Origin of the sequence: Nocardia sp. NPDC060255 (assembly GCF_042727395.1) — a bacterium.
Classification (GTDB): Bacteria; Actinomycetota; Actinomycetes; order Mycobacteriales; family Mycobacteriaceae; genus Nocardia.
Window position 1 is genome coordinate 981,670 of the sequence record NZ_JBHXAU010000001.1, and the last position, 24,520, is coordinate 1,006,189.

General features: G+C 67.9%; 25 protein-coding genes. 10 read left to right on the top strand and 15 right to left on the bottom strand.

All coding sequences use genetic code 11. The features are described from left to right. Window positions 1-7: 7 nt before the first annotated feature. Both ACFWF1_RS04535 and ACFWF1_RS04540 read right to left on the bottom strand, forming a co-directional pair. Entirely contained in the window at window positions 8-1,324 is a 1,317-nt protein-coding gene (locus ACFWF1_RS04535) for a class I SAM-dependent methyltransferase (RefSeq protein WP_379281842.1), read from the bottom strand. Beyond that, on the bottom strand, window positions 1,321-2,760 hold the full coding sequence (locus ACFWF1_RS04540; protein ID WP_379282309.1) for an FAD-binding oxidoreductase: 1,440 nt from the start codon (window positions 2,758-2,760) through the stop codon (window positions 1,321-1,323). Before ACFWF1_RS04540 ends, ACFWF1_RS04535 begins: the two co-directional genes overlap by 4 nt. A 207-nt stretch (window positions 2,761-2,967) precedes the next feature. Between ACFWF1_RS04540 and ACFWF1_RS04545 the strand changes: the two genes are divergently transcribed. After that, window positions 2,968-3,402 (top strand): SRPBCC family protein, encoded by a 435-nt coding sequence (locus ACFWF1_RS04545; protein WP_379281843.1) that lies wholly within the window; start codon window positions 2,968-2,970, stop codon window positions 3,400-3,402. Window positions 3,403-3,460: 58 nt separating this feature from the next. On the opposite strand, the gene ACFWF1_RS04550 is transcribed toward ACFWF1_RS04545, so the two are convergent. The 3 genes from ACFWF1_RS04550 to ACFWF1_RS04560 all read right to left on the bottom strand — a co-directional run bounded on the left by ACFWF1_RS04550 (window position 3,461) and on the right by ACFWF1_RS04560 (window position 5,259). Beyond that, window positions 3,461-3,811, bottom strand: a complete 351-nt coding sequence (locus ACFWF1_RS04550; RefSeq protein ID WP_379281844.1) for a VOC family protein — start codon at window positions 3,809-3,811, stop codon at window positions 3,461-3,463. Window positions 3,812-3,826: 15 nt separating this feature from the next. After that, on the bottom strand, window positions 3,827-4,642 hold the full coding sequence (locus ACFWF1_RS04555; protein WP_379281845.1) for a MerR family transcriptional regulator: 816 nt from the start codon (window positions 4,640-4,642) through the stop codon (window positions 3,827-3,829). 71 nt (window positions 4,643-4,713) lie between these two features. Next, complete coding sequence (locus tag ACFWF1_RS04560) at window positions 4,714-5,259, bottom strand: hypothetical protein (RefSeq protein ID WP_379281846.1); 546 nt, start codon at window positions 5,257-5,259, stop codon at window positions 4,714-4,716. A gap of 275 nt (window positions 5,260-5,534) precedes the next feature. On the opposite strand from ACFWF1_RS04560, the gene ACFWF1_RS04565 reads away from it, so the two are divergent. The 3 genes from ACFWF1_RS04565 to ACFWF1_RS04575 all read left to right on the top strand — a co-directional run bounded on the left by ACFWF1_RS04565 (window position 5,535) and on the right by ACFWF1_RS04575 (window position 7,193). Then, a complete protein-coding gene (locus ACFWF1_RS04565; protein ID WP_379282310.1) occupies window positions 5,535-5,876 on the top strand; it encodes a YbaB/EbfC family nucleoid-associated protein in 342 nt (113 codons plus the stop codon). A gap of 20 nt (window positions 5,877-5,896) precedes the next feature. After that, entirely contained in the window at window positions 5,897-6,505 is a 609-nt protein-coding gene (gene recR, locus ACFWF1_RS04570) for a recombination mediator RecR (RefSeq protein ID WP_357379883.1), read from the top strand. Window positions 6,506-6,575: 70 nt separating this feature from the next. Then, window positions 6,576-7,193: a LysE family translocator gene (locus tag ACFWF1_RS04575; RefSeq protein ID WP_379281847.1), complete on the top strand. Its 618-nt coding sequence runs from the start codon at window positions 6,576-6,578 to the stop codon at window positions 7,191-7,193. A gap of 1 nt (window position 7,194) precedes the next feature. On the opposite strand, the gene ACFWF1_RS04580 is transcribed toward ACFWF1_RS04575, so the two are convergent. Both ACFWF1_RS04580 and ACFWF1_RS04585 read right to left on the bottom strand, forming a co-directional pair. Next, window positions 7,195-7,839, bottom strand: a complete 645-nt coding sequence (locus ACFWF1_RS04580) for a hypothetical protein (protein ID WP_357379881.1) — start codon at window positions 7,837-7,839, stop codon at window positions 7,195-7,197. A 25-nt stretch (window positions 7,840-7,864) separates the two neighbouring features. After that, a complete protein-coding gene (locus tag ACFWF1_RS04585) occupies window positions 7,865-8,071 on the bottom strand; it encodes a hypothetical protein (protein ID WP_379281848.1) in 207 nt (68 codons plus the stop codon). A 174-nt stretch (window positions 8,072-8,245) separates the two neighbouring features. Here ACFWF1_RS04585 and ACFWF1_RS04590 point away from each other — a divergent pair, with 174 nt between their 5' ends. The 6 genes from ACFWF1_RS04590 (at window position 8,246) to ACFWF1_RS04615 (ending at window position 17,564) form a co-directional block, all read left to right on the top strand. Further along, on the top strand, window positions 8,246-11,833 hold the full coding sequence (locus ACFWF1_RS04590) for a DUF2126 domain-containing protein (protein ID WP_379322155.1): 3,588 nt from the start codon (window positions 8,246-8,248) through the stop codon (window positions 11,831-11,833). Window positions 11,834-11,871: 38 nt separating this feature from the next. Next, a complete protein-coding gene (locus ACFWF1_RS04595; protein WP_379282311.1) occupies window positions 11,872-14,877 on the top strand; it encodes a circularly permuted type 2 ATP-grasp protein in 3,006 nt (1,001 codons plus the stop codon). Further along, on the top strand, window positions 14,874-15,788 hold the full coding sequence (locus tag ACFWF1_RS04600; protein WP_379281849.1) for a transglutaminase N-terminal domain-containing protein: 915 nt from the start codon (window positions 14,874-14,876) through the stop codon (window positions 15,786-15,788). The genes ACFWF1_RS04595 and ACFWF1_RS04600 overlap by 4 nt, the downstream gene beginning before the upstream one ends. A gap of 5 nt (window positions 15,789-15,793) precedes the next feature. After that, window positions 15,794-16,870 carry a putative zinc-binding metallopeptidase gene (locus ACFWF1_RS04605; RefSeq protein ID WP_379281850.1) on the top strand — a complete coding sequence of 359 codons (1,077 nt, stop codon included), beginning with the start codon at window positions 15,794-15,796 and terminating at the stop codon, window positions 16,868-16,870. Window positions 16,871-16,935: 65 nt separating this feature from the next. Continuing rightward, entirely contained in the window at window positions 16,936-17,193 is a 258-nt protein-coding gene (locus ACFWF1_RS04610; protein WP_379281851.1) for a type II toxin-antitoxin system Phd/YefM family antitoxin, read from the top strand. Between the two features lie 2 nt (window positions 17,194-17,195). Next, window positions 17,196-17,564 (top strand): type II toxin-antitoxin system VapC family toxin, encoded by a 369-nt coding sequence (locus tag ACFWF1_RS04615; RefSeq protein WP_379282312.1) that lies wholly within the window; start codon window positions 17,196-17,198, stop codon window positions 17,562-17,564. 7 nt (window positions 17,565-17,571) lie between these two features. Here the strand turns inward: ACFWF1_RS04615 and ACFWF1_RS04620 are convergent, their stop codons facing one another. From ACFWF1_RS04620 to ACFWF1_RS04655, 8 genes are all read right to left on the bottom strand, one after another. Next, window positions 17,572-18,351 (bottom strand): ABC transporter ATP-binding protein, encoded by a 780-nt coding sequence (locus ACFWF1_RS04620; RefSeq protein ID WP_379281852.1) that lies wholly within the window; start codon window positions 18,349-18,351, stop codon window positions 17,572-17,574. Continuing rightward, window positions 18,348-19,415, bottom strand: a complete 1,068-nt coding sequence (locus ACFWF1_RS04625) for an ABC transporter substrate-binding protein (protein WP_379281853.1) — start codon at window positions 19,413-19,415, stop codon at window positions 18,348-18,350. The genes ACFWF1_RS04620 and ACFWF1_RS04625 overlap by 4 nt, the downstream gene beginning before the upstream one ends. Next, a complete protein-coding gene (locus tag ACFWF1_RS04630) occupies window positions 19,412-20,299 on the bottom strand; it encodes an ABC transporter permease (RefSeq protein ID WP_379281854.1) in 888 nt (295 codons plus the stop codon). The genes ACFWF1_RS04625 and ACFWF1_RS04630 overlap by 4 nt, the downstream gene beginning before the upstream one ends. Before the next feature lie 156 nt (window positions 20,300-20,455). Further along, window positions 20,456-20,890, bottom strand: a complete 435-nt coding sequence (locus ACFWF1_RS04635; protein WP_379281855.1) for a hypothetical protein — start codon at window positions 20,888-20,890, stop codon at window positions 20,456-20,458. A 65-nt stretch (window positions 20,891-20,955) separates the two neighbouring features. Next, window positions 20,956-21,672, bottom strand: coding sequence for a DUF2637 domain-containing protein (locus ACFWF1_RS04640; RefSeq protein WP_379281856.1), 717 nt, complete (start codon window positions 21,670-21,672; stop codon window positions 20,956-20,958). A gap of 113 nt (window positions 21,673-21,785) precedes the next feature. Next, a complete protein-coding gene (locus tag ACFWF1_RS04645) occupies window positions 21,786-22,496 on the bottom strand; it encodes a type 1 glutamine amidotransferase (protein WP_379281857.1) in 711 nt (236 codons plus the stop codon). 73 nt (window positions 22,497-22,569) lie between these two features. Continuing rightward, window positions 22,570-23,805, bottom strand: a complete 1,236-nt coding sequence (locus ACFWF1_RS04650; protein WP_379281858.1) for a MurT ligase domain-containing protein — start codon at window positions 23,803-23,805, stop codon at window positions 22,570-22,572. A 69-nt stretch (window positions 23,806-23,874) separates the two neighbouring features. After that, complete coding sequence (locus tag ACFWF1_RS04655; RefSeq protein WP_379322156.1) at window positions 23,875-24,510, bottom strand: pyridoxamine 5'-phosphate oxidase family protein; 636 nt, start codon at window positions 24,508-24,510, stop codon at window positions 23,875-23,877. Window positions 24,511-24,520 lie beyond the last annotated feature (10 nt).

A 24,520-nucleotide genomic window follows, 5' to 3' on the forward strand; every position in this document is an offset into this window, starting at 1 on the left:
GCGAAAGCTACGGCTGCCACCACGGGCGCAGCGGGACTGTCCAGTCGCCGTCGGCCGGTAGTTTCACGCCGAGCACCTGGTGCAGCTGAACCACGTTGCGCTGGAAGCCGAGTCGGCAACCCGCCATGTACAGGCCCCACACCTTCGCGGTGCCCTCGCCGACCTCCGCGACGCACGCGTCCCAGTTCTCGACCAGGTTCTTGCACCATTCGTGCAGGGTCAGCGCGTAGTGCTCGCGCAGGTTCTCCTCGTGCAGCACCTCGAGACCGGTGTTCTGGATCTCGGAGATGATCCGGCCGGAGCCGATCAGCTCGCCGTCCGGGAACACGTACCGGTCGATGAAGTCGCCGGCCTTGGTGGTCCTGGTGTTGTCCGGCCGAGTGATGCTGTGATTGAGGAACAGGCCGCCGTCGCGCAGCTTGGTCTTCATGTACTCGAAGTAGTACGGATAGTTGTGCACACCGATGTGTTCGGTCAGCCCGATCGAGGACACCGCGTCGAACTCGCCCTCCGCGATGTCGCGGTAATCGGAGTGACGCACCTCGGCGAGCTCGGACAGGCCCTGCTCGGCGATCTTCTGCTGCGCCCACTCGGCCTGCTCGGCGGACAACGTCGCGCCGATCACCTTGACGCCGCGCTTGGCCGCGTAGCGGACCATGCCGCCCCAGCCACAACCGATGTCGAGCAGCCGGTCGCCTTCCTTCAGCCGCAGCTTCTCGAAGACGAGGCGGTACTTGTTCTCCTGCGCCTGTTCCAGCGTCCAGTCCTCGGCGCCGTAACACGCACAGGTGTAGGTCATCGACGGGCCGAGCACGTACTCGTAGAACTTGTTCGAGACGTCGTAGTGGTGATGGATCGCCTCGGCGTCGCGAGTCTTGGAGTGCCGCAGGCCTTCCAGCGCGATCCGGCGCCAGCGCGGCAGCGTCTCCTGCGGCGGCGGCGCGATCGGCTTGAGCCGCTCCCAGCCCAGCGAGCGGGCGATGGTGACCAGCGCGAGCGCGGACGGGCGGTGGAACTTCAGCCCGTCCATCGCCGCGAGAATGTCGTAGGGATCGCCGGGATGCACCCCGTCGGCGGTCATGTCGCCGGAGATGTAGGCGCGGGCCATGCCGAGATCGCCGGGCGCGGTCGCCAGGTAGTTGATGCCGCGTGGCGTCTTGATGTCCAGCGCGTACTTCGAGTCCTCGGGACCGGTCGCGCTGCCGTCGTAGGCGGTCAGCCGGATCGGTACCTCGCCGTCGATCAGCGTCTCGAAGATCTCGGCAATGCTGAGTTTGGCTCCTAGGTCACCTAAGACGTCGGAACGGTCCTTGAATGTCGTCATTTGCGTTGCACCGCCTTCGAATACAAATCCAGCAGCCGCTGGTCTGGGTCGTAGCGTTTCTTCAATTCGGTGTAGGTATTGCCGCCGTACAGCGCCGCGAACTCATCTTTGTCGTAGTAGGAATCGGAGTACAGCGACTTATGTCCATCGAAGTCGGTCACGGTGCGTTCGATCGCACGGTTGGCCGCTCCTTCCTGCTGTCCGGGCACGGTGGGGACGGCGGACCAGAACCCGACGTTGACGTACGTCCGGTTCGGCTCGAGGGGGTACAGCGGCCAGGTGCGCTCGGTCGTCGCGGGCGCGCCGGTCTCGCGCAGCCGCAGCGGGCACAGCCAGATCGGCTCGATCGGAATCTCGCGCAGGAACCATTCGACGAAGTCGGCGGTGCGGTCCACCGGCACCTCGATATCCTGCACCACCCGCTCGCGCGGCGGGTTGCCCTGCCGGGCCTCCAGCTTGTCGGCGATGTTGTATTTGTGATCGAGGGCGATGAGCTTCCAGTAGAAGCTGCTGCGCCGGTACCGCTTCGGCCAGAACCGGCGGATCTTCGGGTTCTGGGTGCCGAACGCGCGCGAGCACCAGAACCAGTCGGTGTCCCAGCGCCACAGGTAATCGTGGATGGTCAGGCGGTCGCGTTTGGGCACTACGTCGTCGTGCTGGATGGACCGGTAGAAGATGTCCATGTCGGTGTAGTCGCTGACCGGGCCCGGCTCGTCGGTCTGGCGGCCGAGGGTCAGGTAGCTCTCGTCGGCGGTGAACACCACGCCGTCGAGGTAGTCGACCCGCTCGCCGTCGTAGGTCTGCTCGTCGACGATGGTGGCCAGGGTCCGCTCCAGCTCACGCAGGTCGTGGAAGCGCAGGTGGCGCAGCGCCACGTACGGCTGCACGGTCTCCAGTTCGATCTTCAGCCGGACCGAATAGCCGAGGGTGCCGTAGGAGTTGGGGAAGCCGCGGAACAGGTCGGCGTGCTCGTTGTCCGGGGTGGCGGTGATGATCTCGCCCGACCCGGTCAGGATGTCCATCTCCAGCACCGACTCGTGCGGCAGGCCGTTGCGGAACGAGGTCGACTCGATGCCGAGGCCGGTCACCGCGCCGCCGAGGGTGATCGTCTTGAGTTGCGGCACCACGAACGGCGCGAGGCCGTAGGGCAGGGTCGCGGCGACCAGGTTCTCGTAGGTGGTCATCCCGGCCACGTCGGCGGTTTTCGCCACCGGGTCCACCGTGATCACCTGGGCCAGCCCGGATACGTCAAGGCCGGGCGCGGGGTTTTTCGCCCTGGCCCGGAACAAGTTCGAGGTCTTCTTCGCCAGCCGCACGTTCGCGTCCCGGGGAATCGCGCGATAACTCGCCAGGAGTCGATCCACTCCAGCCCGATGCGCGGCAAACCCGGATTCGTGCGCGGCCGGAGCGTGTCCGGCCTTCCCCAACAGACTCACTGCCACCCCTCGACGCTAGTACGCACCTCAGTGTGAGACCACCGCGAGGGCAGGGTCTCGGGAGAAATGTCACGCATATGTTGCGAACCGGAATACCGACCGGCTCGGAGAAGTTCGCCACACGATTCGACCGGCATGCGGTGTGCTGGCCGCTACAGGGCAGGATGGAGACCGGTCGACATACCGTACCCGGACAAGGAGCTCATTGTGGGACAGGTCAGCGCCAGCAGTTCGATCACCGTTGCGGCGGACCCGCAGCGCACCCTCGCGGCCATCGCGGACTACGAGACGGTGCGGCCGCGCATTCTGTCGTCGCACTACCACGACTACAAGGTCGTCGAGGGCGGCAAGGGCGCGGGCACCGTGGCCGAGTGGACGCTGCAGGCCACCGAGAAGCGCTCGCGCAACGTGCACGCGGTCGTGACCGTGTCGGATTCGATTGTCACCGAGCGCGATTCGAACTCCACCATGGTCAACACCTGGACCGTGACGCCGGACGGCGCGGGCGCGCAGGTCACCCTGCGCACCACCTGGCAGGGTGCGGGCGGCGTGGCGGGCATCTTCGAGGGCATCTTCGCGCCGCTCGGCCTGAAGAAGATTCAGGCCGAGGTGCTCGGCAACCTGCAGCGCGAACTCGCCTGACCGCAAGCAATGCCGAAAAGCGCAGTCCGGGTGTCGGGCTGCGCTTTCCAGTCGGTAGTTACGCCGCGCCGATGTCGAAGAGGTTGCCCTCCGGGTCGGCCAGCGTTGTCCACTGCGCGCCGTACTCGTCGAAGTCGCCGATCCGCTTGGCGCCCAAGCTGACCGCGCGCTCGATGTGCTGATGCCAGTCCTCGGCGTGCAGGTCGAGGTGGATCACGTTCTTGCCCGGCGTCTTGTCGGGCACCTGGATGAACATCAGCACCGGTGACTGCCCGGCCGCGCGGCCGACGGTGGCGAATTGCGCGGACGCGCCCTCGTCGACCGGCTGATCGAGCAGCTCGGACCAGAATCCGGCCAGGGCGGCGGCGTCGTTGCTGTCGATGGTGATGTGTGCGAGTGACAGTGTCATGGGGTTCTCCACTTCTCAGAGCAGGCCGATCGGCCAGCAGACTTCGGTTCGGTAGCTGTTCGGGTCGTCGGTGTCGTCGGGGCTGAGCAGATAGCGCTCCCGGACGGGTTCGGCCAATGCGGTGTCGTATTCGGCGACATAACTGCCCAGTGCGCCGTAGGTCCGGTCGAAGTCCTCGAAATCTCCCTCGTGCAGTGCGATGGCGAATCGGCGCGCGGGCAGCTCGATGACCGCGACCCGGTCGGCCGCTTCGATCCGGGCGGCGGCCGGGATCGGGACGTAGGCCACCACCTCGCCGATGTCGTTCTCGAAGAACTCCATCGAGTAGGTGGCGCCGTCGATGCCGTCAGGCTCGATGCCCGCCGCGGCCAGCGTCTGATGCAGCAGCGGGTATGCGGCCGCACACCACGGGCCGATGTCGTCCCTGCTGACCACCTCGGTGAGCGCCAGCGCGGAAAAGGCGGGGATCGAGCGGTATTCGACGGTGATCGGCGCGGTCGGGGTGAGCAGCGACCGCAGCGACGCCACCACCGAGCGGGTTCTGGCCAGCTCGGCCTCCATCCGCTCCAGATGCGCACGCAGGGCCGCGTTGCGAATGTCGTCGTCCGGGGCGGCCAGCACCGCCTTGATCTCGGGCAACGGCATGTCGAGCTGGCGCAGGCGCCGAATCAGATGGGCCTGTGCCACTTGGTCGGTCGAGTAGCGCCGATAGCCGGACCCCGTATCGATCTCGACTGGTTCGAGCAGCTCGATGTCGTGGTAGTACCGGAGCGTCTTCACGGTCAGGTACGTCAGCCTGGCGAACTCCCCGATGGAGACGGTCGCTGTCATGCCTTCAGCGAACACCCTCCAGCGACGGGAGAGTCAACTTCCCCCGAAATGCGCCCTCGCGCATGCGCTCCCTAGGTCAACACGAAGGTGAGCAGGAGGGTGTTCTGGAAGAAGCCGCGCCACCAGGAGTAGCCGAACCAGACGCCGGGGGTGACCTCCCGGATCTCGTCGTAGACCTGCGGTGTGGGGGACGGGTCGTAGTTCAGTGCCCAGGTCGGCTTGCCGTCGAGCATCGCGGGCGCCGTGTACACGTAGGCGGGCCAGGCCTCGTAGCCCGCGCCGGTCACCCGGTTGGTCAGCGTGCCGCCGTCCGGGCCGGTATAGAAGGTCTTGCCGATCCAGAATGCGGGCGCGATGCCCTGAATCGCCGGCGGCCTGGTCACCCAGCCGTTCTTCACGCCCATCGGCACGTCGCCGCGGTCCGCGTCCCGGAAGATGGCGTCCTGCTGTTCGGGTCCACAGCGAAAGCGCAGCGAGTCGATCGTGGCCGCGGGATTGTCCGGGTAGAGGACACAACCTCCGCCATAGTCGGCGGCCGCCTCGACGACACCGGAATCGGCGGTCGCCGCCGGCGCGGCGATGCCGAGGAAAATGCCGGGAACCCCCAGTGAAAGCACCGCAGTGCTCCGAAAACGCGCCCTCATCGTGCTCATATCGGTAACTCCAGAACTCCCGACCTGTCTCCCGATGGTAAGGCGATCTTGTTGTACTGAAGCCGGACGTGCTCAACCTGTTACCGGTCATGCCTCGAAGACATAACGACCGGTCGGGAGCTATATCGCCGAACAGATTTCGGACGCGCGGACTCAGCGCTCGGTCGAGGCGGCGCGGCGTCGTCCCCGGATCAGGGACTAGGCTGGTGAACGAGTCTTTCCCCAGAGAGGAATATGCCGTGCAGCCCGGTGGTCAGTTCGACATGCAGCAGCTACTCGCCCAAGCGCAGCAGATGCAACAGGCGGTGATGGAAGCCCAGGCCGAGATCTCCGCGGCCGAGGTGGACGGCCAGGCCGGCGGCGGGCTGGTCAAGGTCACCATCAAGGCGTCCGGCGAGGTCGTCGCGCTCACCATCGATCCCAGGGCGGTCGACCCGGAGGACGTGGAGACGCTGCAGGACTTGGTGATCGGCGCGGTCAACGACGCGATGGCCAACGCGCAGCAGCTGGCGGCCGAGCGGCTCGGCCCGCTCTCGGGTGGGCTCGGCGGCGGCTCGCTGCCCGGGCTGCCGGACTTCTGATAGCCACGAGGACATAGCCGTTGTACGAGGGTCCGGTTCAGGATCTGATCGATGAGCTGGGCAAGCTGCCCGGCGTCGGTCCGAAGAGCGCGCAGCGCATCGCCTTTCATCTGCTCCAGGTGGAGCCGCCGGAAATCGACCGGCTGCAGGCCGCCCTGCAGAAGGTGCGCGACGGTGTGCAGTTCTGCGTTGTCTGCGGCACGGTGTCCGACGGCGAGAAGTGCCGCATCTGCGCCGACGCGCGCCGCGATCGCACCATGATCTGCGTGGTCGAGGAGCCGAAGGACGTGCAGGCGATCGAGCGCACCCGCGAGTTCCGTGGTCGATACCACGTGCTCGGCGGCGCGCTCGACCCGCTGAGCGGGATCGGGCCGGACCAGCTGCGGATCCGGGAGTTGCTGGCGCGCATCGGCAATCAAGAGGACGGCATCGATGTCACCGAGGTGATCATCGCGACCGACCCGAACACCGAGGGCGAGGCGACCGCCACCTACCTGGTGCGGATGCTGCGCGACTTCCCCGGTCTGAGCGTGACCCGGCTGGCGTCGGGCCTGCCGATGGGCGGCGATCTGGAATTCGCGGACGAACTCACGTTGGGCCGCGCACTGTCCGGACGGCGCGCGCTCTAACTTTCGGCGCAGGTCCAGCCCCGAATTAATGGGGTTTGCGGGGTCCCGCTGACGGGTTACTGTCACGGGGATGAGCATCGAATTCATGCTGACCACGCTCGTCATCGTCGCCACTCCGGGCACGGGCGCGCTGTTCACTCTGGCGGCTGGACTTTCCAGGGGAACGAAGGCCAGCGTGATCGCGGCGTTCGGCTGCACCCTCGGCATCATTCCGCACATGGTCGCGGCGATCACCGGCCTGGCCGCGCTGCTCAACGCGAGCGCGGTCGCATTCCAGACGTTGAAGTACCTCGGTGTCGCGTACCTGATCTACATGGCGTGGAGCACGTTCCGGGACAAGGGCGCGCTCACCGTGCCGGAGGACAGCGCGCAGGTCACCCAGTCGGCGCGCAAGGTGATCACCTCGGCGGTGCTGCTGAACATCCTCAATCCGAAGCTGACCATCTTCTTCTTCGCGTTCCTGCCGCAGTTCGTGCCGAACGGGTCACCGAACGCGTTGGCGCGCATGCTCGAACTGAGCGGGATCTTCATGGCCGCCACGTTCGTGGTGTTCGCGGTCTACGGCGTATGCGCGGCCGCGGTGCGCAACCACGTTATTTCCCGGCCCGCCGTGGTGACCTGGATGCGCCGGGTATTCGGCGTCTCGTTCATCGCGCTGGCCGGCCGCCTGGCCGTGCAGAACCAGTGAGTCAGAGTTCCACCCGCGACCACGGCAGGTTCTGCATCCGGGTGCGGTCGTCGGTGGCCCAGTCCCAGATGAGCGCGGACACCGTCGGCGCGTCCAGCACCGTGGTGCCGAAGTGCTTGTCCGGGGCGCCATCTCGGTACTCGAGGGTGAACGCGCCGGTCTTTTCCCGGTAGGTCTGCATGTAGACCTGCTCGTCGCGTTCCACCACCAGGTACGGGTTCGGCGGGGCCAGCTCGGAAACCCACTGATCGGCAAGGGTTTTGGTGAGGTAGGGGAACTCGCCCGCGCCGCCGTGGGTGACCGTGGCGGGCACGTGCCCGGCCGGGTCGATCAGCCAGGCCAGCTGCGGATCGTAGATCGCGTAGTCCAGCGGCGTCGCGATCGCGAACAGCAGCTGCCGGACGAAGCCGATCGCGTCGTACGGGCTCGGCACCTGCAGTGCGGCGCCGGTCGGGACGCCGCCGACCGGGTGCACGCTGAGGAAGCTGTCGTCCTCCGGAACTTCCGAGTTGGCCTTGTTCAGCTCGGCCGCGATCTGTGCGACCAGGCCCGCCTGCGGGAGTCCCTGCTGAGTGTTGAGGTAAGCGTCGACCTCGGAGATCGATGACGCGACACCGGACGGCAGCAAGATGTGGTCATAGCTCACCCGGACAGGGTACGTACGCGACCGGTCAGGCCCGGCGACGGGCCGTCTCGGGCTCGACGCAGGCGCAGCCACCGGCCACGTCGGCGCAGTCCACGACGAAGGTGTGCCTGACGTAGTCGAGATCCACGCAGTCGCCCTCGGTGCATTCGGTGAGCCTGTTCGGATGGACGATCAGGGTGCCGTGGCAGTGGTCGACGGCGGATTCGCAGGACGAACAATCCGGCGCGCGCATATGACCTCCAGACGAGATCGGTTCGTTATCTTCGGTCTACCACTCCCGGGCCGCACGCTGGGGGATGTTGGTGACGTGTGTCGGACCGCGGCCGTCGTTTGCGCAGTTCGGCGTCGCCGTGAACGCTGCGCGATTGTGTCCGACACCGCGTCCGCCATGTGGTGAACTTGCTGCATGGGTATCAAGGTGTCGCTCGAACACCGGACCATATACACCTTCGACCGGCCGGTGCAGGTACATCCGCACGTGGTGCGCCTGCGCCCGGCGCCGCATTCGCGCACCACCATCGATGCCTACTCGATGCGGGTGACGCCCGCCGCGCACTTCTGTAACTGGCAGCAGGACGCGTTCGGCAATTTCCTTGCGCGACTGGTGTTTCCGGAGCCCACACCGGAGTTGTCGATCACCATCGGGTTGATCGCGGACCTCGAGGTGGTCAATCCGTTCGACTTCTTCATCGAGGACTACGCCGAGCACTATCCGTTCGAGTACAGCGCGGAACTGCTCGCGGATCTGGAGCCGTACCTGCGGCCGGTGGACGAGTCGGGGCCTGGGTCCGGACCCGGTGCGCTGGTCAAGGATTGGGTACGCGCGCACGACGTGGCGGATCGGCCGCGCACCATCGACTTCCTGGTCGACCTGAACCAGGCGCTGCGGCACGACGTCGGCTACACGATCCGGCTGGAGGCCGGTGTGCAGACGCCCGATCACACGCTGCGCGGCGCGCTCGGATCGTGCCGGGACTCGGCCTGGCTGCTGGTGTCCATCCTGCGCGAGCTCGGGCTGGCCGCACGGTTCGTGTCGGGGTATCTGGTGCAGCTGGCCCAGGATGTGCCGTCGCTGGACGGGCCGTCGGGTCCGCCCGCCGACTTCACCGACCTGCACGCCTGGACCGAGGTGTTTCTGCCCGGCGCGGGCTGGGTCGGGCTCGATCCCACGTCGGGTCTGTTCGCGGGGGAGGGGCACATCCCGTTGGCGGCGACGCCGCATCCGGTGTCCTCCGCGCCGATCACCGGCGCGACCGAGCCGGCCGTCGCCACCATGGAGTTCGCCAATACCGTCCGGCGGTTCCACGAGGATCCTCGGGTTACCTTGCCCTACACCGGATCTCAGTGGGCGCGGATCGCCGCGTCCGGTGCCGCGGTCGACGCGCGGATGGCCGCCGAAGACGTGGGTTTGACCGTCGGCGGCGAACCGACGTTCGTCTCCATCGACGACCAGACCGGTCCGGAATGGACCACCGAGGCCGATGGCACGCACAAGCGTGAACGCGCGGTCGATCTCGCCGATCGGTTGCGGCGGATCTACGCGCCGACCGGGTTGGTGCAGTATCGGCAGGGCAAGTGGTATCCGGGAGAGCCGTTGCCGCGCTGGGAGATCGCGGTCGCGTGGCGCGACGATGGTGAGCCGGCGTGGACCCGGCAAGATCTGCTCGCCGACCCGTGGACGCCGTTCGGGCAGCACCGCAAATCCTCCGAATTCGTGCGGGCAGGTCAACCGATTTCCAGCGAAAAGTCCAGTACCACAATGGCTTCGACCGCAGCGAGCACCGAGGCGACGCAGGCTACGCGATCACCCGAGTCTGCTGGGCAGGCCGGTGTGCGCACAGATAGTGGTCCGCAGCTATCGGAGGACACCGAATCGGCTGCCGCGCAACGCACACACGCACCAGTCGAACCCGACGCCGCGCGTGCCCTGATCGGGCACGTGGCAGCGAGCCTCGGCCTGCCGCCGGGCCAGGTCCGCCCGGCGTACGAGGATCCGCTGCTCCGGCTGGCCGGGAAAGTCCGTGCCCCCGAGGGGGATCCGGTCGACCCGGTCGATGATCTCGACCCGGATCTGGACTCGGCGCAGGCTCGCAAGGAACTGCTGACCCGGCTGGACACCGAGGTCAGCGAACCGACGGCCTACGTGCTCTCGCTGTATCGCCGCGACGACGGCACCGGCTGGGCGAGCGCGGACTGGCGGCTGCGGCGCGGCGTCTCCACCGACCAGCCCGCTGGTCGAATCGTGTTGACGGAGGGCGATTCTCCGGCCGGGCTGCGGCTACCACTCGACTCGGTCTCCTGGCACACGCCGACCCAGCGCCCGGACCGCGATCCACTGTTCGCCGAGCCGTTGACCGTTGACCGCGCCGAGCCACCCGCCGTGGTGCGACCCGCCGACTGGGAACCGACGACCGCGCTGGTAGGCGAGGTACGCAACGGTCGGCTGCACGTATTCCTGCCGCCCGTCGAGGAACTCGACGACTTCCTCGACCTGGTCCGCCGGATCGAGGCCGCTGCGGTGGCGGTCGACCGGCCCGTGGTGCTGGAGGGCTACGCCCCGCCCGCCGACGCCCGGCTGCGGACCTTCTCGGTGACACCGGATCCCGGCGTGATCGAGGTGAACGTGCAGCCGACCATTTCGTTCGCCGAGCAGTCCGCGCTGCTGTCCACCCTGTACGAGCAGGCGCGGCTGGCCCGGTTGAGCACCGAATCGTTCGATGTCGACGGCACGCACAGCGGCACGGGCGGCGGTAACCACATCACCCTCGGTGGCGCCACCCCCGCGCGCTCACCGATGCTGCGCCGCCCCGACCTGCTGGTGTCCATGCTGACCTACTGGCAGCGGCATCCGTCGTTGTCCTATCTGTTCGCCGGTCGTTTCGTCGGGCCGACGTCGCAGGCGCCGCGGGTGGACGAGGGACGCGAAGAGACCCTCTACGAGCTGGAGATCGCGTTCGCCGAGATCGCCAGGCTCGCAAAGTCGAGTCGGCTTGCGCAGGTGGCGGATTCGGCGAGCCATTCGGCGCCGTGGCACGTCGATCGTGCGCTGCGGCATCTGCTCACCGATCTGACCGGCAACACCCACCGTGCCGAGTTCTGCATCGACAAGCTCTACAGCCCCGAAACCGCCAGGGGCAGGCTCGGATTGGTGGAGATGCGCGGCTTCGAGATGCCGCCGCACTTCCAGATGGCGATGGTGCAGTCGCTGCTGGTGCGCGGCCTGGTGGCCCGCTTCTGGTCGGAACCGTTGCGGGCGCCGCTGATTCGGCACGGCGCGAACCTGCACGGCCGATATCTGCTGCCGCACTTCGTGCTCGCCGATATCGCCGAGGTCGCCGCCGATTTGCGTGCGCACGGCATCGATTTCGACGCGAGCTGGCTGGAGCCGTTCGCCGAGTTCCGCTTCCCGCGCATCGGCACGGTGCTGCTCGGCGACGTCGAGCTCGAATTGCGCGGCGCCATCGAACCGTGGCACACCCTCGGCGAGCAGACCACCGCGGCGGGCACCGCGCGCTATGTCGACTCCTCGGTGGAACGCCTGCAGGTGCGGGTGGTCGGCGCCGACCGCGGCCGCCACGTGCTGACCTGCAACGGCATGCCCGTCCCGCTGCTGGCCACCGGCAAGGGCGACGTGCAGGTCGCGGGCGTGCGCTACCGGGCGTGGCAGCCGCCGAACTCGCTGCACCCGTCGATCACCGTCGACGTGCCGCTGGTGTTCGACCTGATCGACGCCGATACCGGGCTGTCCCGCGGCGGCTGCACCTACCACGTGGCGCACCCGGGCGGCATGGCCTACGACGAACCTCCGGTCAACGCGGTGGCCGCGCAATCGCGTCGCAACCGGCGCTTCGAGGCGGCCGGACACACCACCGATCGGGTCGACCCCGGCGAGTTACGTGCGAAAATAGCAGCACAATCCATGGACGCCGGTGTCGCGGGCATCCTCGATCTGCGCCGGGCGCGGACCGTCTGGGGATTGGTCAGCGACCGTTAGGCACGTCTGGCAGGGGAAGTGAGGTCGGCGCGGTGACGATGCGCGAAGATGCGCTGCGGGAGACCACTGCGGGCGCCACCGTGCGCGAGCAGGTGGCCGAGCAATTCGCGCGCTACCGGACCGGCGGCGTCGAGAGCGCGCCCTTCGACGAATGCGGCAGGCCGACCGAGGGCTACTACGACGAACTGGTCGACGGTGACGGCAAGGTGCGCCGGATGTGGTCGGAACTGTCCGCCGATTTCGTCGAACTCGGCACCACCGGACTCGGCAGGCTCGACAGCCGGGTGCGCAGGCTGATCGAGGACGACGGCATCACCTACACCGAGGTCACCGGGGCGGGCGAGCAGGCGGTGACCACGCCGTGGCGGCTCGATCCGATCCCGCTGCTGATCTCCGCGGACGACTGGACCCGGCTGGAGGCGGGGCTGGTGCAGCGCTCGCGGGTGCTCGACGAGGTGCTCACCGACGTCTACGGCCCGCGTCGCACGCTCACCAGCGGGCTGCTGCCACCCGAGGTGATTTTCGGCTATCGCGGCTATGTCCGTGCCGCACATGGCATTACGGTGCCCGGTCGGCATCAGCTGTTCCTGCACGGCTGCGATATCAGCCGCTGGAGCGACGGCCAGTTCCGGGTGACCGCCGACTGGGCGCAGGCCCCGTCCGGCGCGGGGTACGCGCTGGCCGACCGGCGGGTGGTGTCCACGGCGATCCCGGAGGCGTTCGAGCATTCCAATCCGCGCCCGCTCACCCCGTTCGCCAGGGCGATGCGGTTGATGCTGATCGAGTCGGCGCAGGAGGGGGAGTCCGACGATCCGTTCGTGGTGGTGCTGAGTCCCGGCGTGTACTCCGAGACCGCATTCGATCAGGCCAATCTCGCGTCGATGCTGGGCTTCCCGCTGGTGGAGAGCGCAGATCTGGTGGTGCGCGATGCCGCGCTGTGGATGCGCTCGCTCGGCACGCTGCGCCGGGTCGATGTGGTGCTGCGCCGGGTGGACGCCGAGTTCTCCGATCCGCTGGACCTGCGGCCGGATTCGCGGCTCGGCGTGGTCGGGCTGGTCGAGGTGTTGCGCAGGGGCGCGGTCACCGTGGTGAACACGCTGGGCAGCGGGCTGCTGGAGAATCCGGCACTCACCGGGTTCCTGCCGCGGCTGTCCCGCGCGCTGCTCGGCGAGGACCTGATGTTGGAGAGCGCGCCGACCTATTGGGGCGGCGAGGAGAAAGAGCGCGCGCACCTGACAAAGAACCTGCACCGGTTGATCATTCGGTCCGCGGTCGACGGCGCCACCGTCTTCGGCCCCGAATTGTCGATCCGGCAGCGGGCCGATCTGCGGGCCAAGATCGAGGACACCGGATGGCAATGGGTCGGCCAGGAACCCACGCAGTTCTCGGTGGCGCCCGCCGTCGAAGGCTACGGCGGGTTGGCGCCCGCACCGGTCGGCATGCGGCTGTTCTCGATGGCCCGGCGCAGTGGGTACACCGCGATGGCGGGCGGTCTCGGCCAGTTGCATCAGCGCATGTTGCCCGAGCGCGTGGTGATCAAGGTTGCCGCCAAGGACATTTGGGTCAGGGCGGCACCGACGGCGGTGCCAGCGGTCGGCACCGAGGCGCCGCACGAGGAGCGCGAGCGGCGGGCCGCGCCGGCGGTGATGGCGGTCAGTTCGCCGCGCGTGCTCAACGATCTGTTCTGGATGGGCCGCTACAGCGAGCGGGCGGAGTCCGCCGCCCGGCTGCTCATCGCCACGCACGCCCGGTATCAGGACTACCGCTACCGGCCGTGGCTGGAGGGTGCCGAGGCCGTGCCGGTCTTGATGGCGGCGCTGGCTCGCGCCACCGCGACGATCGCCCCGGCAGCTGTGGTATCCGGTGTCGCCCCCGGCGACGACGCCGATAGTGATGCGGCAGAGCAAGATTCGGCACTGGACTCGGCGAGTTCACAGTCTCGGTCAGCTGCGCACCAGTCGACGGCAGCGAGTGCGTCGCAGTCGCAGTCACAGGGGAGCCAAAGGCAGTCGCAGTCGATGGGCCGTCCCCCGACTTCGGTTGGGGCCGAATCCGGTTCGGCCGGGCAATCGGAATCCGCGACGGAAGGTGTCGACGGCACGGACTCGGGTATTGCCGAGGAAATGAACGTGACCATACGACCAGGGCTGCTGCAGCGGGCGATCGTCGCCGCCGCGAGTGCCGCCGAGGAACAAGGAGGCACGGCCCCCGTGCCGGTGTGGACGCCCGCGGTGGCCGGGGCGTCCCGCGAGGGCTATGAATACTTGGCGGCGTTGACGATCGACCGCGACCTGCCCGGGTCGCTGGCGTTCGCGATCGATCGATACGAGAACGCCGCCCGCGCCGTACGCGATCAGCTGTCCGCCGATACCTGGATGATTCTGAGCGCCGTGGATCGGGCGCTCGCCGAATACCGTGGCGCCGACGGGGATCAGGAGACCGCGTTGTCGGCGGTGCATTCGCTGACCTTGGCGGCGCTGCTGTCGCTGTCCGGCATCGGCGCCGAATCGCTGGTGCGCGACTCCGGTTGGTACGTCATGGATATCGGCAAGCGGATCGAGCGCGGGCTGGCACTGACCGCGCTGATGTCGGCGGCGCTGACCCAGACCTATCCGGACGAGGCCGAGCGGGTGGTCACCGAGTCGGTGCTGCGGGCCACCGAGTCGCAGGTGAGTTACCGTCGGCGGCACGGGGATTCGGTGCGCATCTCCGCGGTCGCCGGGCTGCTGCTCTTCGATACCGCCAATCCGCGTTCGCTGGCATATCAGCTGGATCGGCTCGACGCCGACCTGCAGGCGTTGCCCGGTGCGTCGGGATCGTCGCGGTCGCAACGCTTGCTGGCCGACGCCCAGCGGATGCTGCGCCGCGTCGACCCGGACGATCTCGACGTCACCGACGACGACGGCATGCGCACCGAGCTGCTCGAGCTGCTGGAGGGTGTGCATCTGCGGCTGCGCAAGCTGGCCGAATCGTTCGAGACGTCGAAACTGTCGCTGCCCGCAGGCTTTCAGCCGCTGTGGGGTAGCACCCGGGTGGTCGGATGACCGGCCGCAACGGTTCGGCCCGGCGGTATCGCGTGGCGCACCGCACCACCTACTGCTACTCCGACGAGGTCACCAGCTCCTACGGGCGCGCCTACCTGACGCCGCGCGAATTCCCCGGGCAGCGGCTGCTTTCGCACGACATCTCGATCGATCCGGTGCCCTCGGACCAGTCGGTCGGCCCGGATGTGTACGGCAACACCACGTCCTACTTCCACGTGACCGCCGAACACCGGACCCTGGTGGTCACCGGCGAATCCCTGGTCGAGGTCGAGCGCCCCGATCGCGCGCCGGACGGCCCGGCGGCGCGGCCGTGGGAGCAGGCCCGCCCGACCGGCGCGACGGGCCCGCTCGCGGTGGAATTCACCCTCGATCTGCAGCCGCCCGAGATCACCCCCGAGGTGCGGGCGTACGCGGCCGAATCGCTGACCCCCGGCCGCCCGCTGCTGGAGGCGGTGGCCGAGCTCAACAGTCGCATCCACACCGACTTCACCTACAAGTCCGGCTCGACCACCGTCTCCACCAAGGTCGCCGACGTGTTCGCCGCCAGGGCCGGCGTCTGCCAGGACTTCGCACGAATCGGCGTGGCCTGCTTGCGATCACACGGTTTGGCGGGCCGCTACGTATCGGGATACCTGGCCACCGACCCGCCGCCCGGCAAGGAACGCATGGTCGGTGCCGACGCCACGCACGCCTGGTCGGCCGTGTGGGTGCCCGGCGGCGACGAGCTGGACCGGACCGGTCACTGGATCGACTTCGACCCCACCAACGATCAATTCGGCGACGAGCGCTACGTCACCGTCGCGTGGGGCCGCGACTACGCCGACGTGCCGCCGCTGCGCGGCATCATCTATACCGACGCCAAGGAGAGCACAATTACCGTCTCGGTCGATGTCTCTCCGGTGGAGGTGTAACCCGCGTGCGTGATTTCGCCTGTCCCAACTGTGGTCAGCAGTTGGCCTTCGAGAACTCGGTGTGCCTGTCCTGTTCCAGCCCACTGGGTTTCAGCCTCGCCGAGATCGCCCTGGTGGTGATCGGTGCGCCGCCGGGCGATGTCCCGAACGACGCGAGCACCGGTGTGGTGGATGCCAGCCGCTTCCGGCTCTGCGACAACCTCCATGTGGCGCAATGCAATTGGCTGGTGGCGGTGCCGGACCCGGGATCCGAACCCGCGGCGCGGGCCGCGAACGGTAACGGGAAGCCGGTGCTGTGCGAATCCTGCCGGCTCACCCGAACCCGGCCCAACGACCTCGACGCCGCCGGGCTGGCCGCCTTCGCCGAGGCCGAGGCGGCCAAACGCCGGCTGATCGTCGAGCTGACCGAACTCGGCCTGCCCATCGTCGGCCGCGACCAGGACCCGGACCGCGGCCTGGCCTTCGACCTGCTCACCAGTGCCAGCGGCAAGGTCGTCACCGGCCACAAGAACGGCGTCATCACCCTCGACCTGGCCGAGGCCAACGACCCGCACCGCGAACAGTTGCGCATCGAAATGGACGAGCCCTACCGCACCCTGCTCGGCCATTTCCGCCACGAGATCGGCCACTACTACTACATGATCCTGGTCGCCACCGACGACGCCGCCCAGCGCTTCCGCGACCTCTTCGGCGACCCCGACGCCGACTACCAGGCGGCACTGAACCGCCACTACTCCGAGGGTGCCCCGGCAGGCTGGGAATCCGCCTACGTCTCCTCCTACGCCACCATGCACGCCTCCGAGGACTGGGCCGAAACCTTCGCCCACTACCTGCACATCCGCGACACCCTCGACACCGCCGCCGCCTTCGGCCTCGCCCCCGCGGGCGCAACCCTGGACCGCCCTCAGGTGGGCCGTGCGGGCTTCGACAAAATCATCGACCTCTGGCTCCCCTTGGCCTGGTCCCTCAACATGGTCAACCGCTCCATGGGCCACCCCGACCTCTACCCCTTCGTCCTGCCCGACCCGGTCCTCGACAAAATGCGCCTGGCCCACGACCTCTGCGCCACCCCGGCCCGCTGACCATCGCGAACCGTGTTGCCTTGCCGTTCGGTGGTGGACTAACCTCTTAGCTAAGGAGGTGGGCCATGTCGGGCAGCGCAGCGGAACAGTTCAATATCCACGACGCCAAGACGAACCTGTCGCGCATCATCGAGCGGGTCGAACGCGGCGAGGAGATCATCATCAGCCGCGCCGGTCGCCCGGTCGCCAGGCTGGTCCCGCTGAGTCGCAGCGTGAACCGGGGCGGCCGCGGTGTGCTGAGCGGGCGGCTGGTCCTCACCCCCGATTGGGACTCGGACGAGACCAACGCCCAGATCGCCGCCGACTTCGGTATGGCGCCGTGAGGATGCTGCTGGACACCCACGTGGTGCTGTGGTGGCTCACCGACGATCCGACGCTGTCCGAGGACATGAAGGAACAGATCACCCACGACCCGGAAATCCTGGTGAGCGCGGCAACGATCTGGGAGGTCGCCATCAAGCAGGCCCTCGGCAAGCTGGACGGGCCGGTCGGGCTCGCGGACTACATCGGCAACGGCGGGTTCATCCCGCTGCCGATCGGCCTCGACCACGCCGCCGCGGCCGGTCGGCTGCCGCTGATTCATCGGGACCCGTTCGATCGAATGCTGGTGGCGCAGGCGCAATGTGAGGATCTCACGCTGGTCACCCGTGACCCGTGGTGTCAGCGGTACGAGGTCGCCGTGCTCCAGGTGTGAGGCCGCGTCACGCGTGGGCGGCGTAGATGTGCGCGGAGACCTCGTCGCGCATGTGGATGAAATCGGGGTGGGCGCGCAGGGTGGTGAAGGTGGGGTCGGTCAGGGCCGTCTTGAAAGTGGTTGGCTCGTCGTAGATTATGCGGCCGGGGCGGGTGCCCATGACCAGGACTCGGGTGCCGAGGAGCAGGGCTTCGTCGATGCTGTGCGTGACGAAGAGGACGGTTTTTCTGCGGTCGCGCCACAGGGTGAGTAGTTCGCCCTGGAGTTTTTCGCGGGTCAAGGCGTCCAGGGCGCCGAAAGGTTCGTCCATCAGGATGATTCGGGGATCGTTGACCAGGACGCGGGCGATCTGGGCACGTTGTTGCTGGCCGCCGGAGAGTTCGTAGGGGCGGCGACCGCCGAGGTGGTCGAGGCCGACCAGGGCCAGCATGCGTTCGGCGTCGGTGCTGCGCTGATTGCGCGGCACACCACGGACTTTCGGGCCGAATTCGACGTTCTGGCGGACCGACAGCCAGGGGTAGAGGTTGGGCTGCTGGAAGACGACACCGCGGTCGGGGTCGGGTCCGGTGATCGGGTGGCCGCCCACCCGCACCGTGCCCTCGGTCGGTTCGAGGAAGCCAGCGAGGATGTTCAGCAGGGTCGACTTGCCGCAGCCGGAAGGGCCTACGACACAGACGAACTCGCCGCCCTCGATGGTCAGGTCGGTCGGCGCGAGCACCTGGGTCGGGCCGTCGTCACCGGGGTAGCTCTTGCTCACCCCGGTGAGAGCGACTTGGAGCTCGCTCACGAGCTGGCACCCTTGGCCGCGTCGGCGTAAATGCCGGTGCGGTAGGCGGATTCGTCGCCGATCGCGTCGATGCCGCCCTGGCTCAACAGGAATTCGGCCGTCTTGTGCAGATCGCCGCCGAAGCCGCCGCCCAGGTACTTCGCGTCGGCCTGCTCGGCCGCGCCGAGGTAGGTGTACCCGGCCAACTGCGGTCCGACCAGCTTGGGCTCGATGCCGAGCTGCGCGCCGATCGAGACGGCCGCGTCGTCGGGCTTGGTCCGCAGCTGGGTCACCGCGTAGTCCTGCAACTTCGCCCAGACCACCGCGAACTTCGCGTTCTCGTCGAGAAACTTCTTGCTCGCCACCGCCAGATCGAAGGTCGGCGCGCCCGCGGCCGCGGTGTCGGCGCTGGACGTGATGATGTGGCCGCCGGATTCGGCGAGCTTGGACAGGGTCGGATCCCACACCCAGGCCGCGTCGATCTGACCGCCGGTCCAGGCGCCGGGAATCGCATCGGGTGCCATGTTGATCAACTGCACGTCAGCGGCCAGGCCTGCCTTACCAAGCGCCGCGAGCAGGCTGTAGTGCGCGGTGCTGCCGAACGGCGTCGCGACGCGCTTGCCGCGCAACCCGGCCAGCGAGGTGATCGACTTGTCCTTGGCGATCAGCGATTCCGACTTGCCAATCACGTCGTGGATCCACAGCACCCGCACCGGCAGGTTCAACGGCGCGGACAGCGCCTTGGTCGCCGGGCTCGACCCCATGGTGCCGATGTCGAGGCTGCCCGCGCCGAACGCCTGGACCACGTCGGCACCCGAGGAGAACTGGCTCCAGGTGACTTTCGCGTTCGGCAGGCAGGCGGCGAGCAGCCCGCGATCCTTCACGAGCAGATCGGCATTCGGGATGGCCTGGTAGCCGATCCTGGCCTGCGTGGTCACGCCGGGATCCGCCGCGAACGGGCAGGCGGACTGTGCCCCTTCGGCTCCGGTGTCGCCGCGACCGGACTGGACACACCCTGCGGTCGTCGCGACCACGGCCGCCATGGCCAAACCTGCGGTGACCGCCCGGCGGACTGCGGATTTCATACCTTGCCTTTCCACGGAACTGCTTTGGCACCAAGGAATTTGATGACCGAGTCGAGCACGAGAGCGGCGCAGCCGATCACGATGATGCAGGCGATGGTCAGCGGCGTATTGAGCTGCGTGCCCGAGATATACGCGAGGCCGCCGATGCCGGGGATACCGTTGTTGAGCTCGGCGGCCACCACGGTGGTCCAGGCGAACGCGGTGGCGATCCGGATGCCGCCGATCACCTCGGGCAGCGTGGCGGGCAACACCACGCGCGAAATGACCTGGGTGCGACCGGCACCCAGCGAACGGGCGGCATGGAGATAGTCCTGCTTGACGCCCGTGACGCCGCTCAGCGTCGCGATGGCGATGGGCGGGAACGCGGCGAGGAACAGCAGCCAGATCTTGGACATGTCGCCGATGCCGAACCAGACGATCAGCAGGCCGATGTAGCCGAGCGGCGGCAGCGACCGCAGGAAGTTCAGGATCGGCTCGGTGACCAGCCGCACCGGGGTGAGCATGCCCATCACGAATCCGACCAGCGGGCCGACCACGATCGCGAGGCCGACCCCGGCGCCGATCCGCTGCAGGCTGGCCAGCAGATGCTCCCACAGGTAATAGTTCTGCTCACCGATCACCGTGCGATCGACGCCCGCCGCGATCTGATGCCGAGAGTTGGCCCGTACGAAGGCATCCCACACCGCGTGCGGCGACGGCAGATACAGCGGATCGACCAGACCGGTCGCCGTGAGCACCGCCCACAGGCCGAGCACGAGCGCGAGCGCGCCGAGGCGGGTCAGCGCCGGACCGAGCAGGCGGCGATAGTTCCGCGACCGCCGCGGTGCGACGGCGGGCGCGTCGGCACCCACCGTCGGTGCGTCCGGCGTGGTGATCGCGGTCATGCGGCGCCCGGCGGCAGTCCGCGCCGATGCAGGCCCACGTCGGACACGGCACTCTCCTCAAAACTCGGTAAAACTCGACGCTATCCGCGGCGAGGGGACCGAAGGGAGAGTTAGAAACGCCGTGAACTTAATTGATCGCGGGCACCGAGGAGCCGGTCACCCTATTCCGTTGACGCTGCCGTTCATGCCGATGTGCTCGCCGATGTTGCCCGCCAGCCACTGGTTCTGCGCCAATGTCTCGAAAACACAGATCAGCAACAGCTTTCGACTGCGCCTGCTCACCGAGTACTCCAGATCCGGCGCGGTTTCCGGGCCGCGCAACGCGCTGCTGATGCCTTTGCGCAGGTTCGGTTCCGACAGCAGCCAGAACAATTCCGGCCCGATCAACACCGATTGCCCGCCGGTCTCGTGGAACCAGCGACCGGCGAATTCGATCAACAGGTCGGTGAACGCGTCCCCGCTTTCCACCGACTCGGTGAGTTGGCTCAGCGCTCCCGATCGGTCCACACTGCTCTGGATCACCGAGGCGAGCCTGCTCGCTACTTCACGGAACTGATCGACGTCCTGGTCCTGCCAGACTGTGAGAGACATGCGTTTTCCCATCGAAGTAGTCGAGCGCGGGTGAGTTACTAACTACCTCCGGTGTCGCCGCGTGATTATCGGTGATTGACCAGCTTTCGGCCGTCGGCGTCGAAGGTGTTGAAACGCATCGGAGTGTTCGGTCCGGCGGCGAAGGGCGCCTGGGCGGGCTTCGCGACCTCGTGCCCGTTGGCCTGCGCGTGCCCGTTGGCCAGCGCATGCCCGTTGAGCTGTGGCGATGTCAACTGCTCCGGCATCTCCTCGGCGGTGACGTATTGATCGATCTCCGCGGTCACCACGTCCGGGACCGCACGCGCGGCGGTGCTGCGCCCGAGCAGAATCAGCGTGAGGTGCACCGCGAACAGCAGGGTCAACGGCATTCCGGCATAGATGATCAACGACACCGGACCGCCGCCGATCTCGCGCGCGTATTCGATATTCCCGGCGACCGACACCAGCGTCGAAAGCACGAAAAGCCCGGTCGCATACCACCAGCCGGCACTGCGTTTCGGGAATGACGCGGTGGCGACGATGGAGCCGACGACAAGGCCGTCGATGGCGATCGGCACATTGGACGCCAGGTCGGCTTCCACGAGGTTGCGCACGGCCAGATGGTGTAGTGCGGCAAAAGACATCTCGAACGCCTTGAGCGCGACTACCGACGAAACGATCAGCGACAGATACAACGGACGCGGCCGTAGGATGCTGCGCCAGCGAGACCAAACCGGTGGACGGCGTGGCAATACCGGCTGCGCCATTGATTCGGCAGGCAACCCCGGCGTGATCGTCGTCATAGCGGGGAGCGTAGCGTGCGGATAGCCCAGCACCCAGGAGCGCCTCGGTCGAGTCGCGTTTATCGACCGATAAACGCCACAACCTGGCATTGTGCTATCTGGCGCTGTACTACCTACGCGCGCAGACGTTCACGGCGGAGTTGCTCGACCTCCGGCATCGGCAGCGGAGCCAATTCCGCGACGCCGAGCGCCCGCGCCAGCAACAGATCGGCCAGTTCCGGATTGCGGGCCAGCGCCGGGCCGTGCATGTAGGTGCCGATCACCGAGCCCTGCACCACACCCTCGAGGCCGTCACCGACGCCGTTGCCGACACCGCGGGTGACCTTCGCCAGCCCTGTCGCGTCGCCGCCGAGTTTGGTACCGCCCCGGTGGTTTTCGAAGCCGGTCAGTGCCGCGGTGAGCCCGGACAGCAGGGGCGCGGTGGTCACCTCGCCGATCGCGCGCTTGGGCTGCGGCGAGGTGGTCACGTCGATCATGCCGACGCCGTCGACGCGCTCGCCCGACGAGGTCTCGTACCACTGGCCGAGCACCTGGATGGCGGCGCAGATGGCAAGCACCGGAGTGCCGTTCGCGGCCGCCTGCTGCAGGCCGGGGTAGCGCTGCAGATGCCGGGTGGCCAGCCGCTGCGCCGAATCCTCCGCGCCGCCAAGGGTATAGATGTCCAGCGAATCGGGAACCGGGTCGGCCAGCGTGATCTCGACGACCTCGGCGTCATAACCGCGCAGCCGCAACCGCTGTCGCAGCACCAGCGCGTTGCCGCCGTCGCCGTAGGTGCCCATCACATCGGGCAGCACCAAACCGATGCGGACGGTCGATTCGCTCATGACTGCACCTCGCTGGCGCTCGGTTCCGTCATGCGCGATGCGCGCTGTGACATGATTCGTTCGCTTCGCTCTCTCATGACTTGCCCTCGAGGTCGCGGTTGAGATCCCGGAATGCGGTGTAGTTTGCCAGCACCTCGACGTGCCCCGCCGGGCAGGAGGCGATGGCGCGCAACGGGTTCGGCACCGTGGTGTGTTCGACGCCCGCGTAGGTGAGGCGCACCGCGAGGTCGGTGGCGCGTTCGCCGGAGGCGACCACCTGGACGCCCTCGAAGTGCTCGAACCGCACGTCCCACAGCCAGGACAGGTCCTCGCCGTCGGGCACCTGCCCGTTCACCGCGATCACCAGTCCGGCCGAGCTCGGCTCGATCATGGACAACGCTTCCTGCCAGCCCGCCGGGTTCTTCGCCAGCAGCAGCCGGGCGGCGTGCTCGCCGACCTGCACCGTGCGGTAGCGGCCCGCGATCTCGCGCACCGTGCCCGTCGCGGTAACGGCCGCGGCCGGATCGGCGCCGAGTGCGATCGCCGCGGCGACCGCCTGCGCGGCGTTGCCCCGGTTGGCCCGGCCGGGCAGGGCCAGTGTCAGCGGATACCGCTGCTTGTCGGGACCGACCAGATCATCGCCGTCCAGCCACCAATCCGGTTCGGGCCGTTCGAAATCCGCCCCCGTGCTGCGCCAGTGCTCGCCCTCCCACAGGATCGGCTCGCCGCTGCGCGGGCAGCTGGTCGCGTCCATCGCCCAGCCGCTGCCCGCGGCCACCCACACCACGTTCGGGTGGTCGTAGGCGATCGAGGTCACCAGCACGTCGTCGCAGTTGGCGATCACCACGGTGTCGGGATGCCGGGCCAGGCCAGCGCGCAGCTTGCGCTCGATCATGTTGATCTCGCCGACCCGGTCCAGCTGGTCGCGGCTCAGGTTGAGCAGCACCACGGCGGCGGGGTTCAGCGCGTCGGTGACGTGCGGCAGGTGCAGCTCGTCCACCTCGATCGCGGCGAGCTCGACACCGCGATGGGCGCTGAGCGCGGCCACGATGCCCGCGTCCATGTTCGCGCCGTCGGCCTGGGTGGCGACCGCGCCGAGCGTGCTGAGCGCCGCGGTGGTCATCCTGGTGGTGGTCGACTTGCCGTTGGTGCCGGTCACAAGCACCGTGCGGCGGCCGCGGCCGAGCTGGTCCATGATCGTCTTGTCGATCTGCAGCGCGATGAGCCCGCCGATCATCGATCCCTTGCCGCGTCCGGCCTTCTGCGAGGCCCACGACGCTGCCGCCGCGGCCCGCAGGGCGATACGCCCACGCACCGAAATGTCTGCCACGCCGCGAGTCTATGTTCGACCAGCGTTACCGGCGCGGCCCGGGCCAGTGGCGTAGCCCACCCGGTGCGGCTAGCCCTGGTACAGCTTGCTGTTGTAGTTGGCGGGGGCGTAGTGACGTTCGAGTTCCTCGATGGTTTCGGTGACGTCGGTCTGCACCTCTTTGACCAGGTGCGGCCAGGACGGCAGGCCGTCGTCGGGCCACTGCTCCGGCTGCCACAGATGGCTGCGCAGGAACGCCTTCGCGCAGTGGAAGTAGATCTGCTCGATGTCGACCTCGACGGCCAGGATCGGGCGGTGCCCGTGCACCGTCATGTCGTCGAAGTACGGGGCGTCGCGTACGAGCCTGGCCCGCCCGTTGATCCGTAGCGTCTGGCTGCGGCCCGGAATGACGAACAGCAGGCCGATGTGCGGATTCGCGAGGATGTTGAAGTAGCCGTCGGCCCGCCGGTTGCCGGGGCGCTCGGGAATCGCGAGGGTCCGGTCGTCGAGGACCCGCACGAAGCCCGCCGGATCGCCCTTCGGCGACGCGTCGCAGTTGCCCGTGGCGTCGCTGGTGCTCATGACCAGGAACGGGGTGGCGGCGATCCAGTCGCGATCGCGAGGATGCAGCGAGACCCGCTCCTTGTTCGCGGCTCGAGGCGGCACCTCGCCGAGCAGGTTTCGCAGGTCGACGGGGTCGGTGATCTGATCTACAGGCTCGCGCATACCCGATTCA